Source organism: Nocardioides jensenii JCM 1364 = NBRC 14755, assembly GCF_001552535.1.
GTDB lineage: Bacteria > Actinomycetota > Actinomycetes > Propionibacteriales > Nocardioidaceae > Nocardioides > Nocardioides jensenii.
The window spans coordinates 1-19,116 of the sequence record NZ_BCRJ01000114.1; the positions used below are offsets into that span (position 1 = coordinate 1).

Genomic DNA, 19,116 nt, shown 5'->3' on the forward strand with positions numbered 1-19,116 from the left:
CACTCGCCGGGCCGTCACGCCGTACCAGGTTCAGCTCATCGCACGCGGAACTTCACGACCTTCGCCGAACCCTTGAGGTTGCGGTTGCCGAGGTAGGTCGACTGGAGCGAGTAGGCGCCGCGGGCCTTGACCCGGGTGAAGGTGCTGCGCGCCACTCCGCGACTGTTGACCTTGGCGGTGAGGCGCTTGACGACCTTGGTGCCCTTCTTCAGCACGAATCGAACGCTGCCGGTGGCCCGATTGCCGTAGGCACCCTTGACGGTCGCGGTGGCGATCGCGCGCTTGCGGGCCTTGCTGTAGGCCACCGTCGCCCGGGTGGTGCTGGCCGCCTTGACCACCTTGACCGTGTCGACCGAGGCATCCTGGTCGGGCTGCAGGGTGCAGGCGACGTCGATCTCGGACATGAGGTCAGCCGGACTGCCGTCCGCCTTCTTCAGCACCAGGTGCGACGTGAACGACGATGCGGCCATCTTGATCGTCGTACCCGCGTTGCCCGCCTTGATCGCGGCACCATTGCCAGATGCTGCGACCGGCAGCGCCCCCGAGGGGATCGTCGTCTTCGGGATGGTCATGGAGACCGTCTTGGTGGCGCCGTTGACCAACGTGCTCACCTGGGCGCTCCCCTCGGCAGTGGTGGCCTTCAGCGTGCCGGTGATCACCGACGCGACGTCCGCGGGGATGGTCACTGTCGCGGTCACCCTCGGCACGAAGGACTTGCCCGCTGGCACGGTGGCCGGCGAGTTCGTGTCCGAGGAGACGATGAACGTCTTGTCACCGAGAAGGGGGACGCCGCAGGTGTAGTTCAGGTCCGCGCTCTGGGCCTGTGCCGCCGGTGCGACGACGAGGACCGAGAGACCGGCGGTGGCGACGGCCACAGCACTGGCCGCAGCGACCTTGCGGAACCCGATTTTTGGCAGAGCAATAGACATGTGTGTTCCCTCCACAGCTTTCGCTGTCCGCGCGCCGTCACTCCCCTCCGGAGTGATGATCGACACGCACTGGGAACCCTAGACACGTTGCTGCGCAAAAGTGACCCGCCAGTAGCGTGACCTGGGTCACGCTACTGGCGGCTCGCCGAACGACATGCTCAGGGACGGATCACCTTGTCGAGCACGCGACCGATGACCAGCCACACCACGGCCCCGATGCCCCAGTTGAAGAGCGCGTTCTTGATCTCCGCGTTCTTGCCGCTGAACTCCTTGATGCCGTTCTCCAGGCTGAAGATGCCGAGGTCGAGGCGGCCGGCCCAGTCACGCACGAACTCGACCAGACCGTTGTCGGCATTGGCCTTGAGCGCATAGGTGAGCGCGCCGAGCGCCAGGATCAGCGCGAAGAGGGCACAGAGGATCCAGACCACCTGCGCGATCCGGGCTCGCACCGAACCGAGGCTGATCTCGATCGGCGCCTTGCGCCCGGCCCCTGCCTTCGCAGTCGACTCGTCGTCGGTCTTGCCCTTGGTCTTGTCCTGATTGTCGGCCACTACCGATCCCTTCACTCGATGCTCAACACGCGCTGTCAACAACAACGCGACGAAGCGACAGGAGTCACGCGCCGCGGAACTCTGCCTTGCCGGGGCCGTTCTCGACGAACGACTTCATGCCGATGCTGCGGTCCTCGGTGGCGAACAGCGCCGCGAACTGGACCCGCTCGATCTCCAGACCGGTCTCGAGATCCACCTCGAGGCCTCGGTCGATCGACTCCTTGGCGGCGCGGACGGCGTACGACGCTGCGCCGACGAACTGCGAGGCCCACTTCACGGCCTCGGCGTAGACCTCGTCGGCCGGCACGACCCGGTCCACCAGCCCGATCGCCAGTGCCTCGTCGGCCTTCACGAAACGGCCGGAGAAGATGATGTCCTTGGCCTTGCTCGGGCCGACCAGTCGGGTCAGCCGCTGGGTGCCACCGGCACCGGGGATGATGCCGAGCAGGATCTCGGGCTGACCCAGCGTGGCGTTGTCGGCGGCGATGCGGATGTCGGCACACATGGCCAGCTCGCACCCCCCTCCGAGGGCATAGCCGGTGACCGCCGCGACGACCGGCTTGGGGATCTTGGCGACCGCGGTGAACGCCGACTGGAGGCCGGCGGAGCGGTCCACCATCTCGGTGTAGGACATGTCGGCCATCTCCTTCACGTCGGCGCCGGCCGCGAAGACCCGCTCGCCGCCGTAGACGACGACGGCCTTGACGTCGGCGCGGGCCGCAGCCTCGGTCGCGGCGGCCCGGATCTCCTCCTGGACCTGCTCGCTCAGCGCGTTCATCTTGGGACGGTCGAGACGGATCGTGCCGACGCCGTCGGAGACCTCGAGCCGGACGAACTCGCCGGCGGCTGGGGTGTCAGTGGTGCCCATCGCGGTTGCAACTCCTGGTGTGGTTCGGGTGTCTGTCGTGACTCTAGTGGGCGGGGTCGTGGACAATGTCGCGGGTGACTCCCGGAATCTGGTCCCACCCAGGACAACACTCAGCCATCTGGCCCGGGCGCAACTACCCACTCGGCTCCACGTGGTCGGAGGAGGCGACGAACTTCGCGGTCCACGCACCGGCAGCGACCGGTGTGACCGTCTGCCTCTTCGACGAGCACGGCGGCGAGAAGCGCCACCAGCTCACCGAGCAGTCGCTGGGGATCTGGCACGGCGCCATCCCCGGGGTTGCCCTCGGCACCACCTACGGCTATCGCGTCGACGGGCCCTGGCAACCCGACCAGGGGCTGCGCTTCAATCCGGCCAAGCTGCTGCTGGACCCCTCTGCCCGGGCCATCTCGGGAACGATCACCGACGACCCGGCGATCTATGCGCACCAGCTCGAGGAGCCCGAGCACCGCAACGACACCGACTCCTCGCCGTACGTCCCCCGCAGTGTCGTCGTCGACGACACCTTCGACTGGGGTGCCGACGCTCCCCTGCGCCGCCGGTGGCGTGACACGGTGATCTACGAGATGCACGTGAAGGGCATGACCGCGCTCCACGACCGGGTTCCCGAGGAGCTGCGCGGCACGTACGCCGGCCTGGCCACACCGGCGGTGACCGACTACCTCAACGATCTCGGCGTCACGGCAGTCGAGCTGCTGCCGATCCACCAGTTCGTCTCCGAGCCGCGACTGCTGGAGAACGACCAGGTCAACTACTGGGGCTACAACACGATCGGCTACTTCGCCCCGCACAACGCCTACTCCTCCGCGGGCGACCGAGGCCAGCAGGTCAGTGAGTTCAAAGCGATGGTCAAGGCCTTCCACGACGCGGGACTCGAGGTGATCCTCGACGTGGTCTACAACCACACCGCGGAGGGCGGCGCACTCGGGCCCAGCCTGTCGTTCCGGGGACTCGACGATCGCGGCTTCTACCAGCGGGTGCTGCCCACCCCCACCGACGACGACAGCCGCCCGCCGTTCGACGACACCTACTGGGACGTCACCGGTTGCGGCAACACCGTCGACGCGTCGAACCCCCCGGTGCTGCGCCTGATCCTCGACTCCCTGCGCTACTGGGTCACCGAGATGCACGTCGACGGCTTCCGCTTCGACCTCGCCTCCGCCCTGACCCGGGTGCGCCAGGAGGTCGACATGGACTGCCACCTGCTCACCGCGATCGGTCAGGACCCGATCCTGCGGCACGTGAAGCTGATCGCCGAACCCTGGGACGCCTCGATGGACGGCTACCGGGTCGGTGAGTTCCCGCCGCCGTGGGTCGAGTGGAACGACCAGTACCGCGACACCATCCGCGACTTCTGGCGCGGCCACTCCTCAGGCATCCGCACCGTGGCGACCCGACTGGCCGGCTCCTCGGACCTGTACGCCGACGACGGCCGGTCGCCGTACTCCACAGTGAACTTCGTGACCGCACACGACGGGTTCACCCTGCGCGACCTGGTCACCTACGACCACAAGCACAACGAGTCCAACGGCGAGGACAACCGCGACGGCACCGACAACAACCGGTCCTGGAACCACGGCGTGGAGGGCGAGACCGACGACGCCGACATCGTCGGCCTGCGTCGCAGGCAGGCGGCCAACCTGATGGCCACGTTGTGCCTGTCGAACGGCGTACCCATGCTGACCGCCGGCGACGAGCGGGGCCGCACCCAGGGCGGCAACAACAACGCCTACAGCCACGACGACGAGACGTCCTGGATCGACTGGCGTCCCGACGACGCCTGGCTGGACGTCTACGAGATCACGAAGACCGCGCTGCGGTTGCGCCGCGAGCACCCGGCGCTGCGGCAGCGGCACTGGTTCGAGGGGCGGCCGGCGATCCAGGACGGCCCCAAGGACTTGGCCTGGCTGCACCCGTCGGGCCGCGAGATGTCGGCCGACGACTGGTTCGACGAGTCGCTCGCGATCGTGGGCATGTTCGTCTCGGGTGCACCGTTGCGCTCGCCGGGACCGCGCGGCGAGCAGCAGGTCGACAAGTCGTTCATGATCTGGCTCAATGCCGCCGATGGTGCGGCGGCACTCACCCTTCCCGAGAACGCATGGGTCCAGGCCGGTGAGGTCGTCCTCTCCACCGATCCGGCCCACGTGCCCGGCAACGCCGTGAAGGCCGGCGACGAGGTGGAGCTGGCAGCGCGCTCCGTGCTCGTGCTGCGCCAGACATGATCGGCACCACGCCACAGCCGCCGGCGACGAGCTCGTGGTTCCGCACCGTGCGGGCTCATCCCTCGGCGGTGCTGCTCGTCGTGCAGCTGCTGGGCATCATCGTCTACCCGTTCCTGGGGTCCGCGCCGGTGGGGCGGGCGGTGTTCAGCACGTTTGCCCTGGTGGTGCTGGTGATCGCCGTGATGGCGATCCGGCTCACCCCGGCGCTGAGCTGGGTGGCTGCCCTGATCGGCGTGCCGGTGGTGGTGCTGACCATCTGCGAGGCGGCACTGCCCGACAACACCGACATCGCCCTCTGGTCGGCGGTCTTCCATGCGGTGTTCTACTTCTACACCGCCTACGCGTTGATCCGATACATGTTCAGCGACAACGTGGTCACCACCGATGAGGTGTTCGCGACGGGCGCCACCTTCACCGTGCTCGCGTGGGCCTTCGCCTACGTGTACGCCGCCACGCAGCTGGTCTGGCCCGACTCCTTCAACGCCGCCGTCAACACCGCCGATCCGCGCTCATGGACCGAGCTGCTCTTCCTCTCGGTGACCACGCTGACCAGCACCGGTCTGTCCGACATCGCACCGATCCGGCCACACGCCCGCTCGTTCGTGATGATCGAGCAGATCGCCGGGATGCTCTACCTCGCGCTGGTGGTGGCCCGCATCATGGCGCTGCTGTCGGCCCGCGCCGCCCGGCTGGGCGTCTCGCACGAGGAGCTTCGCGCCGAGGCATCGATCCTGGACCCGAGCGACGACCCGACCGGGGGCTCGGAGCCCGACGGGGCGCCGTCCTGAACCGCCCCGTGGCGTGTCACCTGACCGTGAGGCTCCGGCGACGGCGATGCCCACGACTTCGTCGACGAGCTCGTCAGGGGCCGGTGACTCTGCCATTCGGTAGAGGAAGGCGGCGTCGACCTCGATGTCGATCAGCCCGAGACCGGGCGCGGCGTCGATCACCTTCTCGAGCAGGGACCGGTGTTGACCTCGGCGTGCGCGAGGCTCATCCGGTGGGTGCTCATGTACTCGGAGCACCCTCAAGGAGTTGGTGACGGATCGGCAGGCGGATCCTTCGGGGTGAACCGGTCCAGCATGCCTTCGACGCCCACAGCGGCCTCCCGGGCGCTGGGCGTGAACCCGAGAACGACGGGAAGAAAGCGGTCCGAGAGCAGGCCCCGCAACCGGACGTCGGTCGTGGCCACCACCGTCGCGGTGCGAGGCGTGCGCCGCAACAGGGCGATCTCCCCGAATCCTTCACCCGGGCCGAGGGTGGCCACCACCGCTCCGTCACCGACCACCTGGACCTCGCCGGCCTCGATCACGTAGTACCTGTCCCCCAGATCACCCTGCGAGAACACCATGTGGCCCGCTGACACCTCGAGATGCTCCAGCCCTCGGGCCAGCTGCTCGACGGAGGGCAGCGGCAGCGTGCGCAGCATCGGGACTCGCTGGAGGAGCCCGACATCGTTGTCGTGCACTCCCACCGTGCGGTCCAGGAGGCGCAGCCGACGCCACGCGATCACCGCCAGGACCGGGCAGATGACGCCGATGCCGACCAGCGCGGAGCGCGGGCCGGACATCGTGACGACCCAGGACGCGGCGACGGCGCCGATCCCGATGAAGACCGCGACCAGGCTCTCCAGGACCCCGAAGACCCTGGCAAGAACCTCGTCGGGCGCCAGCCGACCGAGCAGGGTGAAGCCCGCGACGTCGATCAACGCGTTGCCGACGCCGACGAAGGCCAGGAAGAAGAGGGCCGCACCCTCCCGCGGGACGGCCCCGACGAGCGCGAGAGGGAGCCCCCACAGCGCGACGCCCACCGCGAACCAGGCGCCGAGCCGGCGAGTGCCGACCAGCAACGACGCGGCGAGCGAGCCGAGCACGGCACCCACGCCGACGGCCGCCATCAACGTGCCGACCCCGGAGTCCCCTGTGCCGAGCAGCTCGAGGGGAACCACGACGGAGAGGACGGTCAACGCGCCCCGGGTGAAGGACTGGGCAGCGGCGAGACCGAGGATCAGGGCCAGGTCAGCGTTCCGGAGCACCGCACGCACCCCTTCAGCGGCCTCCCGCACGAGCCGCGGCCGGGCCGCTGACGAGGGCCGGGGCGGGGCGTCGTACGACAGCCGGAGCAGGAGCCCGGCGGCCCACAGGGACGAGGCTGCCGCCACCGCGAACACCACGGCCACGTCGGTGAGCTCGAGCAGCACCGCCGCCAGGAGCGGGCCCACCAGCGTGGCGGCGGAGTCGAGGAAGCCTCGGACCACGTTGGCACTGGCCAGCTCGTGCCCGGTGTGGCACAACGAGGGCAGCAACGCGGAGTGTGCCGGCCGGAACAGGGTCGCGGCGATCGTCGAGAGCACGGCCAGGGCATAGATCACGAGGGGTGGGCCGGCGAGCGCCGCGACGACTGCCGCGGCGGCGGTCGCGACTCCCCGCACCGTCGAGACCACGATCAGGACCCGTTCGCGCCGTCCGCGATCGGCGAGCGGCGACAACAGCGGGGCGATGAGCGCGGACGGTGCCATCCGCAGGAGCCCGACCAGTCCCACCGCGGTGGCGCCACCGTCGCGGTAGGCGACGATGCCGAGCGCCACGGTGAAGGCCCACTCGGCGGTCCAGGCACCCAGGAAGCTCAGCTGGGCGCGGCGCAGGTCGGGGTTGCGGGCGTTGCTGGTGAACGCGGCCGCGGCCCCGGCCAGCCGATTGCGACCGGCAGCCTCCCTCATGCACGGACTCTAGTGCGCGATCGGCTTCGTCGCCGGCGTTGCCGAAAGTCTCGGTGAATCGGGTGGGATCTCGTGCAGCGGCCACCTGCTCAGCGCAGGGTACGGCGAGCTCAGGGCAGGGCCACCACGCCGAGCTCGGCGGGAGTCGCGAGCAGGTCGTGGCGCGGCAGGACGCGGACCGTGTAGCCGAACGGGCCCGGCCGATCCAGCGTGACCGATCCGTCGAACCGGTGCCGGCCCCCGTCGTACGACGCCACGGGGTGCAGCGGCTCCCCCACGGTGTCGGCGAGCGTGTCGTCGGCCGCGATCGTGCCGTGCACCAGCTGCACCTCCACGTCGTCGGGTGCGAGGTCGCCCAGGGAGACGAACGCGTGCACGGACAGGCGGGAGCCGACCTCGGGTGAGTCGGCGACGTCGTGGGACTCGACGTGCTCGACGCGCACGCCGGGCCAGGCCGATCGCACCCGCTGCTTCCACTCCGCGAACCCCGCGGCGCGAGAGTGGTCGACCAGCTCGCGCGCGGTGGCGGTCGCCGGCACGTAGAGCTGCTCGACGTAGTCGCGCACCATGCGGCTCGAGAGCACCTTCGGGCCGAGCGACTTGAGTGTGTGGCGCACCATCTCGATCCAGCGCGAGGGCACACCGGTGTCGTCGAGGTCGTAGAACCGCGGCGCGATCTCTTCCTCGATCAACGTGTAGAGCGCACCCGCCTCGAGGTCGTCGCGACGGTCGGGGTCGTCGATCCCGTCGGCGGAGGGGATCGACCAGCCGTTGCGTCCGTCGTACCACTCGTCCCACCAGCCGTCGAGGATCGAGAGGTTCAGGCCGCCGTTCAGCGCGGCCTTCATCCCCGACGTTCCGCACGCCTCGTAGGGACGCAGCGGGTTGTTGAGCCAGACATCGCAGCCGGGGTAGAGCGGCTGCGCCATGGCGATGTCGTAGTTGGGCAGGAACACGATGCGGTGCCGCACCTCGGGGTCGTCGGCGAACCTGACGATCTCCTGGATCAGCTTCTTGCCACCGTCGTCGGCCGGGTGCGACTTGCCGGCGATGACCAGCTGGATCGGTCGCTCCGGGTGGAGCAGCAGCCGCTTGAGCCGCTCGGGCTCGCGCAGCATGAGCGTCAGCCGCTTGTACGACGGCACCCGGCGCGCGAACCCGATGGTCAGCACGTCGGGGTCGAGCGCCTCGTCGACCCAACCCAGCTCGGCGTCGGCGGCGCCCCGGTGCTCCCACGAGGCCCGCAGTCGGCGGCGGGCGTCCTCGACGAGTCGTTCCCGCAGCAGCCGCTTGACCCTCCAGATGTCGGTCGAGGCAACGCGGTCGACGACGTCCCAGGCGTCGGAGCTGTCGGTGGACACGTCGGCGCCGGCCGCCGAGCCCAGGTCGAAGACCTCGCGGGCCACCCAGGTCGGGGCGTGCACGCCGTTGGTGATCGACCCGATCGGCACCTCGGTCTCGTCGAAGCCCGGCCACAGCCCGTTGAACATGCCGCGCGAGACGTGGCCGTGCAGCTGCGAGACGCCGTTGGCGCGCTGGGCCAGCCGGAAGCCCATCACCGCCATGTTGAACACGCCCGGGTCGCCACCGTCGTAGCCCTCCGCGCCCAGGGCCAGCACGCGGTCGGCGGGTACGCCGGGCACGGCACCTCCCCCGCGCTCACCCGATCCGCCGAAGTACTGGGCGATCAGGTCCGTCGGGAAGCGGTCGATGCCGGCCGGGACGGGCGTGTGGGTGGTGAACACGGTGCCGGCCCGAGAGACCTCGAGCGCCGTGTCGAAGTCCAGGGGTCGGCCCCCGGACTCCACCGGGTCGACGGTGAGCTCGCGGATCCGCTCGAGGCCGAGGAAGCCCGCGTGACCCTCGTTGGTGTGGAACACCTCGGGCGCCGGGGCCCCGGTCAGGCGCGAATGGGCGCGCAACGCCTTGACCCCACCGATGCCGAGCAGGAGCTCCTGGAGCAGTCGGTGCTCGCTGGTGCCGCCGTACAGGCGATCGGTGACGGTGCGCAGGTGGGCGGCGTTCGCCTCCGTGTCGGCGTCGAGCATCAGCAGCGGGACCCGGCCGACGCGGGCCACCCAGATGCGGGCGTGCAGCGGGTCGTCGCCGGGGAGCGGAACCGTGACCGAGGCCGGTTCGCCGTCCGCCTCGCGCAGCAGCGAGATGGGCAGGCCGTTGGGGTCGAGGACCGGGTAGGTCTCCTCCTGCCAGCCCTCGCGGGACAGGTGCTGGCGGAAGTAGCCGTGGCGGTAGAGCAGGCCGACGCCGACGATCGGGACGCCCAGGTCGGAGGCCGTCTTCAGGTGGTCGCCAGCGAGGATGCCGAGGCCGCCGGAGTACTGCGGCAGCACCGCGGTGATGCCGAACTCGGGAGAGAAGTAGGCGATCGACGTTGGCCAGGTGCCCTGCGTTGCCGCGGTCTTCTGGAACCAGCGGTCGCCGGTGAGGTACGTCGTGAGGTCGGCATGCACCGCCCCCATCTCGCCCAGGAACGACTCGTCGGCCGCCAGCTCGTCGAGGCGTGCGGGCGGAACCGCACCCAACAGCCTGACCGGGTCGTGATGCACCGACTCCCACAGGTCGGCGTCCACAGCCCGGAAGAGATCCTGGGTCTCGGGGTGCCAGGCCCATCGCAGGTTGGTCGACAGCTCCCCCAGCGGATGGAGTGCTTCGGGCAGGACGGGCTGGACGGTGAACCTTCGGATCGCACGCACGAGTCGACCGTAGCCCACCCGGCAACCGCCTCGCCTGCGCGTGAGATCACCGCTCTCCCGGACCCGATCCGGTCGGCGTTTGCTTGTGGCAGGGCGGTGCGGAAGTCTGGGGCCATGGTCGGACGCATACCCGTGATGGACGTGACCCCGGTCGTCGACCTGGGGCGACAGCCCGCCAAGGCGACTCGCGACGAGCCCTTTCCGGTGACCGCGTCGGTCTTCAGGGAGGGGCACGACAAACTCGGCGCCGAGGTCGTGCTCACCGGCCCCGACGGCGTGCGCCGGGCGCCGGTGCGGATGACGCTCTCGCCCACCCGACCCGACCACTGGACCGCGTGGGTGACCCCCGATCTCGAGGGCTCGTGGACCTTCGAGGTGCACGCCTGGTCCGACCCGGTCGCCACCTGGCAGCACGCGGCGGACATCAAGATCCCCGCTGACATCGACACGGAGCTGATGTTCACCGAGGGACGACTGCTCCTCGAACGGGTGCTGACCGGCCTCGGGGCCACCGAGACCGATCCACGCACCCTGATCGCCGGCGCCGTCGCCGCGGCGTCCGACACCACCAGGCCGGTCCCGGCACGCCTTGCCGTGCTGCAGGATCCCGCGCTGCGCGAGGTGCTGCGCGCCCATCCGGTGCGCGACATGGTCACCGTCGAGGGCCCCTACCCGGCGTACGCCGACCGGCCACGGGCACTGTTCGGCAGCTGGTACGAGTTCTTCCCACGCTCGGAGGGAGCCACGCAGGATCCGGCGACCGGCACGGTCACCAGCGGCACCTTCCGCACCGCCGCCAACCGTCTCGACGCGGTGGCGGCGATGGGCTTCGACGTGCTCTACCTGCCGCCGATCCACCCGATCGGCACCATCAACCGCAAGGGGCCCAACAACACGCTGACCCCCGGCCCTGACGACACCGGGTCGCCGTGGGCGATCGGGTCGAAGGACGGCGGCCACGACGCGATCCACCCGGACCTGGGCGACCTCGACGACTTCGACGCGTTCGTGGCCCGGGCCGGCGAGCTCGGCCTCGAGATCGCACTGGACCTGGCCCTGCAGGCCGCCCCCGACCATCCGTGGGTGGAGTCGCACCCCGAGTGGTTCACCACCCGCGCCGACGGCACGATCGCCTATGCGGAGAACCCGCCGAAGAAGTACCAGGACATCTACCCGGTCAACTTCGACAACGACCCCCAGGGCATCTACGCCGAGGTGCTGCGCGTGGTCTGCCACTGGATGAACCACGGCGTCCGCATCTTCCGCGTCGACAACCCGCACACCAAGCCGCTCGCCTTCTGGGAGCGACTGCTCGCCGAGGTACGCCGGCTCGACCCCGGTGTGCTGTTCCTCTCCGAGGCATTCACCCGACCGGCGATGATGCACGGTCTCGGTGCCATCGGCTACCACCAGAGCTACACCTACTTCACCTGGCGCACCGGCAAGCAGGAGCTCGGCGACTACCTGCTCGAGCTCTCCCATGAGTCCAGCCACCTGATGCGGCCGAACCTGTTCGTCAACACGCCCGACATCCTGCACGCCTACCTGCAGTACGGCGGCCCCGCGGCGTTCAAGATCCGCGCCACCGTGGCTGCCCTCGGTGCCCCCAGCTGGGGTGTCTATGCGGGCTTCGAGCTCTATGAGCACGTGGCGGTCAAGCCGGGCTCGGAGGAATACCTCGACTCCGAGAAGTACCAGATCCGCATCCGCGACTGGGCCGGTGCCGAGGAGCAGGGGCGCACGCTCGCGCCGTACATCACGCGGCTCAACGAGCTGCGCCGCCAGCACCCTGCCCTCAGACTGTTGCGCAACGTGACGGTGCACCGCACCGACGACGAGTCGATCCTCTGCTTCAGCAAGACCGCACACCTTCCGGGGGCGGGCGACGACATCGTGATCGTGGTGGTCAACCTCGACCCGCACGCGACCCGCGAGACGATGGTGCACCTCGATCTTGACGTCCTGGGGCTCGACCCGCACGAAGCGTTCGTCGTCCACGACGAGCTGACCGACCAGTCGTGGAACTGGACCGAGCACAACTACGTGCGCCTCGACCCGTCCGTCGAGCCGGCACACATCCTGACCGTGAGGAGCCCCCGTTGACCGAGAGCCAGAGCATCGGCGAGAGCACGATCGGCGACCAGCCGGAGTGGTTCAAGACCGCGGTCTTCTACGAGGTCCTGGTCCGGTCGTTCCGTGACTCCAACGGCGACGGCACCGGCGACTTCAAGGGACTCACCGAGAAGCTCGACTACCTGCAGTGGCTCGGCGTCGACTGCCTGTGGGTGCCGCCGTTCTTCACCTCGCCGCTGCGCGACGGCGGCTACGACGTGGCCGACTACACCAACATCCTCCCCGAAGCGGGTTCGGTCGACGACTTCCACGAGTTCCTCGACGAGGCGCACAAGCGCGGCATCCGGGTGATCATCGACTTCGTGATGAACCACACCAGCGACGCTCATCCGTGGTTCCAGGCCAGCCGCGAGGACCCCGACGGGCCGTTCGGCGACTTCTACGTCTGGTCCGACACCGACGAGCTCTACCAGGACGCCCGGGTCATCTTCGTCGACACCGAGCCGTCGAACTGGACCTGGGACCCGGTCCGCCAGCAGTACTTCTGGCACCGCTTCTTCAGCCACCAGCCCGACCTCAACTTCGACAACCCGAAGGTCCACGAGGCGATGTTCGAGGCCATGGCGTTCTGGCTCGACATGGGTCTCGACGGCTTCCGTCTCGACGCGGTGCCCTACCTCTACGAGCGCCCGGGCACGAACGGCGAGAACCTTCCCGAGACCCACGAGTTCCTGCGCAAGTGCCGCAGGTTCGTCGACGAGAACTACCCCGGTCGGGTGCTGCTCTGTGAGGCCAACCAGTGGCCAGCCGACGTGGTCGACTACTTCGGCAACCCCGAGGTCGGTGGCGACGAGTGCCACATGGCCTTCCATTTCCCCGTCATGCCGCGCATCTTCATGGCCGTACGCCGCGAGTCGCGGTACCCGATCTCGGAGATCCTCGAGCAGACACCGGCGATTCCCGACTCGTGCCAGTGGGGCATCTTCCTCCGCAACCACGACGAGCTGACCCTTGAGATGGTCACTGACGAGGATCGCGACTACATGTGGGACGAGTACGCCACGGACCCACGGATGAAGGCCAACATCGGCATCCGGCGGAGGTTGGCTCCCCTGCTCGACAACGACATCAACCAGATGGAGCTCTTCACCGCTCTGCTGTTGTCGCTGCCCGGTTCGCCGGTGCTCTACTACGGCGACGAGATCGGCATGGGCGACAACATCTGGCTCGGTGACCGTGACGGCGTACGCACCCCGATGCAGTGGACGCCCGACCGCAATGCCGGGTTCTCCTCGGCCACGCCGGGCAAGCTGCACCTGCCGGCGATCCAGGACCCGGTCTTCGGCTACCAGGCAGTCAACGTCGAGTCCCAGATGGAGAACTCGTCCTCCCTGTTGCACTGGACCCGCCGGATGATCCACGCCCGCCGCCAGCACGACGCGTTCGGCCTGGGCACCTTCCACGACCTGGGCGGTTCCAACCCGAGCGTGCTGTCCTACGCACGCGAGCACGGCGACGACGTGATCGTGTGCGTCAACAACCTCTCCCGCTTCCCGCAGCCGGTCGAGCTCGACCTGCGCCAGTGGGAGGGCCGCTCCCCCATCGAGATGCTCGGCGGGGTGCCGTTCCCGGCGGTCGGCGAGCTCCCCTACCTGCTGACACTGGGCGGCTACGGCTTCTACTGGTTCCGGCTGCCCAAGGAGGAGACGACACCGTGACCGGGCTCGAGCAACTGACCGCCTTCATCGGCGAGGCCCGGTGGTTCGGTGGCAAGGGCCGCGGGTTCACGGTCACCTCCACCCGACGAACCGGCGTACTCCCGACGCAGCCCGACGGCCCCAAGGTCGCCATCGACCTGGCCGAGGTGACCTACGAGGACGGGGACACCGAGCTCTACCAGCTGCCGCTCGCTTTCCGGACCGTGGCCGACGAGCGACTCGAACACGCCCTGGTCGGCACCTGGGAGGACCCCGACTTCGGCCCGTCGTTCGTCTACGACGCGGTCCACGACCGCGATGCGATGGGCCAGTGGCTCAGCGCCTTCGCCGAGGCCGAAGGAGGATCCTCGCGGCGACGCGGCCTGCTCGACTTCCACCGTCTGCCCGGCCATGACCTCGACCTGACCGCCCACTCCACCCTGTTCAGCGGCGAGCAGTCGAACTCCTCGGTCGCCTTCGGCGACGACAGCCTGATGAAGGTCTTCCGCAAGGTCACGCCGGGGGTCAATCCCGACATCCAGATCCACCACGTGCTCACCGAGGCCGGCTCCGACCACGTCGCGGCCCTCTACGGCTGGCTCGACACGGTCGACGAGGCCTCCGACGCGATCATCCAGCTGGCCATGCTGCAGCAGTTCCTGCGCACCGCGAGCGACGGGTGGGAGCTGGCCCAGGCGAGCGTGCGCAACCTGTTCGCCGAGGCCGACCTCCGTGCCGACGAGGTGGGTGGCGACTTCGCGTCCGAGAGCGAGCGCCTCGGCGTCGCGCTGGCCGAGACCCACCAGGTGCTGGCGCAGGCCTTCCCGACCGAGACCTTCGGCACGGCCGAGGTGGCCGCACTGGGGCAGGGCATGCACGACCGCCTCGTCGAGGCCATCGACGTGGTCCCGGGCCTCGCCGAGCACGCCTCCGCGCTGCACGCGATCTACGACCGGTTCGCGACCCTCGACACCCTCACCGTGCAGCGGGTGCACTGCGACCTGCACCTGGGCCAGACCCTGCGCACCGTCAGAGGCTGGAAGATCGTCGACTTCGAGGGCGAGCCGGCCAAGCCCCTGGCCGATCGACTGCTGCCGGACTCCGTGTGGCGCGACGTGGCCGGGATGCTGAGGTCCTTCGACTACGCGGCCGCTGTCGTGGCCCGGTCGTTCGCGGCCTCGGACGACACCGGCAACGCCCAGCGCGCCTTCCACGGCGACGAGTGGACCCAGCGCAACCGCGACGCGTTCGTCACGGCCTACGCCGGGCGCGCGTTGACCGATCACGAACGTCTCCAACTGGCTGCCTACGAAGCCGACAAGGCCGTCTACGAGTGCGTCTACGAGGCACGCAACCGCCCGTCCTGGCTCGGCATCCCGCTGGCGGGCGTCGTCCGTCTGACTGCGTGAGCCACGCCCCAACCGAGGAGGTCCACCGTGCCGATCCGTCCGATCGACATCACTGAGCTCGACCTGCTGATCCAGGGTGGGCACGGCGACCCGCACGCCGTGCTCGGGGCACACCCGCACGAGGGCGGCGTCACGGTCCGCGTCCTGCGGCCGCTGGCCTCCTCCGTCGAGGTACTGCACGGTCAGGAGCGCACCCCCCTCGTCCACGAGCACGAGGGCGTATGGGTCGGTGAGCTGCCGATCTCGGCGGTGCCCGACTACCGCATCTCGGTGGCCTACGACGGCGCGCCCACGACGTACGACGACCCCTACCGCTACCTGCCGACGCTCGGCGAGACCGACCTCCACCTGATCAACGAGGGGCGTCACGAACAGCTGTGGCAGGTGCTCGGTGCCCACCTGCGCTCCTACGACAGTGGTGTCACCGGCACCTCGTTCGCGGTGTGGGCCCCCAACGCCCGGGGAGTGCGGCTGATCGGCGACTTCAACGACTGGGACGGCCGGGCCACACCGATGCGCCAGCTCGGCCGCTCAGGCGTGTGGGAGATCTTCCTGCCCGACCTGGGCGACGGTGCGACGTACAAGTTCGCCCTGCTCGGTCCCGACGGCCAGTGGCGGGAGAAGGCCGACCCGCTCGCGTTTGCCACCGAGCTGCCGCCGCAGACCGCTTCGCGGGTCACCGAGTCGGCGTACGCCTGGGGGGACGAGGGGTGGCTGGCCCACCGCGCCGGGCAGCGGCCCACCGAGGAGCCGATGGCGGTCTACGAGGTGCACCTGGGCTCGTGGCGCAAGCGTGGCGCGGCGATGCTGAGCTGGTCCGAGCTGGCCGACGAGCTGGTGCCTTACGTCAGCGACCTCGGCTTCACCCACGTCGAGCTGATGCCGGTGATGGAGCACCCCTACGGCGGATCCTGGGGCTACCAGGTGACCTCCTACTTCGCCCCTACCGCCCGCTTCGGCGATCCCGACGGGCTCCGTCTGCTGGTCGACCGGTTCCACCGGGCCGGCATCGGGGTGCTGCTCGACTGGGTGCCGGCGCACTTCCCGAAGGACGAGTTCGCGCTGGCCCGGTTCGACGGCACGCCGCTCTACGAGCACCCCGACCCGGCGCTCGGTGAGCACCCCGAGTGGGGCACCTACATCTTCGACTTCGGACGCAACGAGGTGCGCAACTTCCTGATCGCCAGCGCGCTCTACTGGCTCGAGGAGTTCCACGTCGACGGGCTGCGCGTCGATGCCGTGGCCTCGATGCTCTATCTCGACTACTCCCGAGAGCCCGGCGAGTGGACCCCCAACGTGCACGGCGGCCGCGAGAACCTCGAGGCGGTGCGTTTCCTCCAGGAGCTCAATGCCACCGTCTACCGCCGAGTGCCCGGCGTGATGATGGTGGCCGAGGAGTCGACGGCCTGGCCGGGCGTCACGCGGCCGACCTCCGACGACGGTCTCGGGTTCGGCTTCAAGTGGAACATGGGCTGGATGCACGACTCGCTGGCCTACGTGCAGCAGGACCCGGTGCATCGGGTGCACCACCACGGGCAGCTCAGCTTCCCGATGGTCTACGCCTACGCCGAGAACTACGTGCTTCCGCTCTCCCACGACGAAGTCGTGCACGGCAAGGGCTCCCTGCTGCGCAAGATGCCCGGTGACCGGTGGCAGCAGCTGGCGAACCTGCGTGCCTACCTGGCCTGGCAGTGGGCCCATCCGGGCAAGCAGCTGTTGTTCATGGGCTGCGAGCTCGGGCAGGAGTCCGAGTGGGCCGAGGCGCGCGAGCTCGACTGGTGGCTCCTCGACCACGTCGAGCATGCCGGCATGCGCGACCTCGTCCGCGACCTGAACGGGATCTATCGCGACTCACCCGCCCTGTTCGCCGCCGACCACGACCCGTCGGGCTTCGGGTGGATCGACGCGAATGACGCGCAGCGCAACGTCTTCTCCTTCCTGCGCCGCGCACCCGGTGTCCCCGACGTCGTGTGCCTTGCGAACTTCTCCCCCGTCCCGCACCACGACTACGTCCTCGGGCTCCCGTCGGCGGGCGCCTGGCAGGAGGTGCTCAACACCGATGCCACCGGCTACGCCGGGTCCGGCGTGGGCAATCTCGGCCGGGTCGAGGCCGTTGCCGGTGAGTGGTCCGGTCAGCCTGCGCGCGCGACGATCGTGGTGCCACCGTTGGCGACGGTGTGGCTGCGCCGGGCGGAGTGACGTGCTCGACTCCGGACTCACCCCCCTCGACGGTGGACACAGCGGCGAGACGTTCCTCGGGACGAGCGGCGCGGAGCAGGTCGTCGTACGCATCCATGGCGGACGGTCGGCTCAGCGTGGCCCGGATGCCGTCGACATCGACGCGGCCGTGCTGCGCCTCGTGCGGGGGCTGCTGCCGGTCCCCCGAGTTCTGGAGGTACGTCGACCCGACCCGACGGCCGACGTTCCCGCCATCCTGGTCACCTCGTTCCTGCCCGGCACCCGGCTCGACCTCGTGCTCCCCGGCGCCGACGACGACCTGCAACGGCGCATCGGCGCCTCACTCGGCGGTGTGCTGACCCGGCTGAACCGGATGCCGTTCCTGACCACGGGGCCGTTCATCGACGCCGACCTGTCGATCGGCTCGTTCGGGCCCGAGGCCTCCGACCTGCGAACCTTCGCCGAGTCGCTGGTGCCCGGATCCGCGCTCGAGCGGTGGCCGACCGACGACCTCGAACGCCTCCTGACCTCGGCAGACCGGGCCCAGGACCTGCTCGACCCGATCGACCGCCACTGCCTGGTGCACAGCGACTTCAACCCGAAGAACCTGCTCGTCGACCCCGCCACGGGCGAGGTGACCGGTGTCCTCGACTGGGAGTTCGCCCACGCCGGACTGCCCGTCACCGACCTGGGCAACCTGCTACGGCACGCCGACTCCCCCGTCTTCGTCGACGCCGTCATCGAGGCGACCGAGATCGACGCGGTCCCGGGCGACCTGATCGAGCTGGCCGTGGCCGCCGACCTGTGGGCTCTGGTCGAGCTGGCCTCCCGGGCCGGCGAGAACCCGGCGGCCGACCGAGCCAACGACCTCCTCCTCGCTCGCCTTCACGACCACCCTCGATAGGGTTGCGGCCGTGACCGAGCAGCCGACCTCCGCGCCCGTGTCCGTCGAGACGACCTCCGACGGTGCTGCCCGAATCAGTTGGGGCCCCGGGCTGCGCGATCTCAGCCTCTCGGCTGCGATCGAGGTGGTCGCCGGGGGCATCGGTGCCGCCCTCGAGAACCACCACCGTGTCGAGGCCCTCGTGCGTCTCGAGGACGAGGCAGGGCTACGCGTCGCCACCTGGTCGGGGCTGCGCCGCGAGGGCGTACGCCGAGACGTGGACGGCGAGGTCGTGGTCCTCGCCAGGTTGGCCGATGACCCGCCGATCTCGGACGGCCCGGGCTTCCGGGCGATGCTGAACTCGTTCCTGCCCCGCAAGCGCGCGATCGGCCAGATGCTGGTGCGCGACGGCGACGGGCGGGTGCTGATGTGCCGGCTGACCTACAAGAAGGACTGGGACCTCCCAGGAGGCGTGGTCGAGGTCGGCGAGTCACCCCGTCTGGCCACCGGTCGAGAGCTGACCGAGGAGCTCGGCGTCGACATCACCGCCGGCCACCTGCTGCTCACCGACTGGTTGCCCGCATGGTCGGGGTGGGACGACGCGGTCTGCCTGGTCTTCGACGGTGGCGTCCATGACGCCTCCCTGGTCGACGGCATGGTCCTCGAGGCGCGCGAGATCCGCGAGGCCGCGTTCCTCAGGCTCGACGAGATCGAGGAGCGGGCCGCCGACTTCACCTACCGACGCGTGGCCGCGACCCTGGCCAGCCTGGGTGGCGACGGCTCGGCGTACACGGAGTCCGGCCGCGCCTGACCGACCGCCCTCTCCCCGTGCAACGCGAGGTCACGGTCGCTCCA

13 protein-coding genes and 1 pseudogene are annotated in these 19,116 nt (G+C 69.6%); 8 read left to right on the plus strand and 6 right to left on the minus strand.

Annotated elements, in window-relative coordinates; all coding sequences use genetic code 11:
• Positions 1–35 precede the first annotated feature (35 nt).
• From NJ4_RS21625 to NJ4_RS21635, 3 genes are all read right to left on the minus strand, one after another.
• On the minus strand, positions 36–929 hold the full coding sequence (locus NJ4_RS21625; protein WP_157551284.1) for a DUF6801 domain-containing protein: 894 nt from the start codon (positions 927–929) through the stop codon (positions 36–38).
• Positions 930–1,087: 158 nt separating this feature from the next.
• A complete protein-coding gene (locus NJ4_RS21630; protein WP_245644662.1) occupies positions 1,088–1,480 on the minus strand; it encodes a hypothetical protein in 393 nt (130 codons plus the stop codon).
• Between the two features lie 64 nt (positions 1,481–1,544).
• A complete protein-coding gene (locus tag NJ4_RS21635) occupies positions 1,545–2,348 on the minus strand; it encodes an enoyl-CoA hydratase/isomerase family protein (protein WP_067440347.1) in 804 nt (267 codons plus the stop codon).
• 65 nt (positions 2,349–2,413) lie between these two features.
• Here NJ4_RS21635 and glgX point away from each other — a divergent pair, with 65 nt between their 5' ends.
• Positions 2,414–4,588 carry a glycogen debranching protein GlgX gene (gene glgX / locus NJ4_RS21640; RefSeq protein WP_245644663.1) on the plus strand — a complete coding sequence of 725 codons (2,175 nt, stop codon included), beginning with the start codon at positions 2,414–2,416 and terminating at the stop codon, positions 4,586–4,588.
• Positions 4,585–5,376, plus strand: coding sequence for an ion channel (locus NJ4_RS21645; RefSeq protein WP_082749010.1), 792 nt, complete (start codon positions 4,585–4,587; stop codon positions 5,374–5,376). Before glgX ends, NJ4_RS21645 begins: the two co-directional genes overlap by 4 nt.
• Before the next feature lie 57 nt (positions 5,377–5,433).
• Here the strand turns inward: NJ4_RS21645 and NJ4_RS27210 are convergent.
• The 3 genes and pseudogenes from NJ4_RS27210 to glgP all read right to left on the minus strand — a co-directional run.
• Positions 5,434–5,613: pseudogene (locus tag NJ4_RS27210) on the minus strand (DUF2652 domain-containing protein); the annotation flags it as partial.
• A gap of 2 nt (positions 5,614–5,615) precedes the next feature.
• Positions 5,616–7,307, minus strand: coding sequence for an MFS transporter (locus tag NJ4_RS21650; protein ID WP_067440354.1), 1,692 nt, complete (start codon positions 7,305–7,307; stop codon positions 5,616–5,618).
• Positions 7,308–7,417: 110 nt separating this feature from the next.
• Positions 7,418–10,021, minus strand: coding sequence for an alpha-glucan family phosphorylase (gene glgP, locus NJ4_RS21655; RefSeq protein WP_067440434.1), 2,604 nt, complete (start codon positions 10,019–10,021; stop codon positions 7,418–7,420).
• A gap of 114 nt (positions 10,022–10,135) precedes the next feature.
• On the opposite strand from glgP, the gene NJ4_RS21660 reads away from it, so the two are divergent.
• Genes NJ4_RS21660 through NJ4_RS21685 form a run of 6 tightly spaced genes read left to right on the plus strand, consistent with a single transcriptional unit; the run spans position 10,136 to position 19,072 of the window.
• Positions 10,136–12,124, plus strand: a complete 1,989-nt coding sequence (locus tag NJ4_RS21660) for an alpha-1,4-glucan--maltose-1-phosphate maltosyltransferase (protein WP_067440356.1) — start codon at positions 10,136–10,138, stop codon at positions 12,122–12,124.
• Entirely contained in the window at positions 12,121–13,812 is a 1,692-nt protein-coding gene (treS, locus tag NJ4_RS21665) for a maltose alpha-D-glucosyltransferase (RefSeq protein WP_067440362.1), read from the plus strand. The genes NJ4_RS21660 and treS overlap by 4 nt, the downstream gene beginning before the upstream one ends.
• Positions 13,809–15,200, plus strand: a complete 1,392-nt coding sequence (locus tag NJ4_RS21670) for a maltokinase N-terminal cap-like domain-containing protein (protein WP_067440364.1) — start codon at positions 13,809–13,811, stop codon at positions 15,198–15,200. Before treS ends, NJ4_RS21670 begins: the two co-directional genes overlap by 4 nt.
• Positions 15,201–15,227: 27 nt before the next feature.
• Complete coding sequence (gene glgB / locus NJ4_RS21675; RefSeq protein WP_067440369.1) at positions 15,228–17,399, plus strand: 1,4-alpha-glucan branching protein GlgB; 2,172 nt, start codon at positions 15,228–15,230, stop codon at positions 17,397–17,399.
• A gap of 1 nt (position 17,400) precedes the next feature.
• Entirely contained in the window at positions 17,401–18,282 is an 882-nt protein-coding gene (locus NJ4_RS21680) for a phosphotransferase family protein (protein WP_067440372.1), read from the plus strand.
• 10 nt (positions 18,283–18,292) lie between these two features.
• Positions 18,293–19,072 carry an NUDIX domain-containing protein gene (locus NJ4_RS21685; RefSeq protein ID WP_067440375.1) on the plus strand — a complete coding sequence of 260 codons (780 nt, stop codon included), beginning with the start codon at positions 18,293–18,295 and terminating at the stop codon, positions 19,070–19,072.
• Positions 19,073–19,116 lie beyond the last annotated feature (44 nt).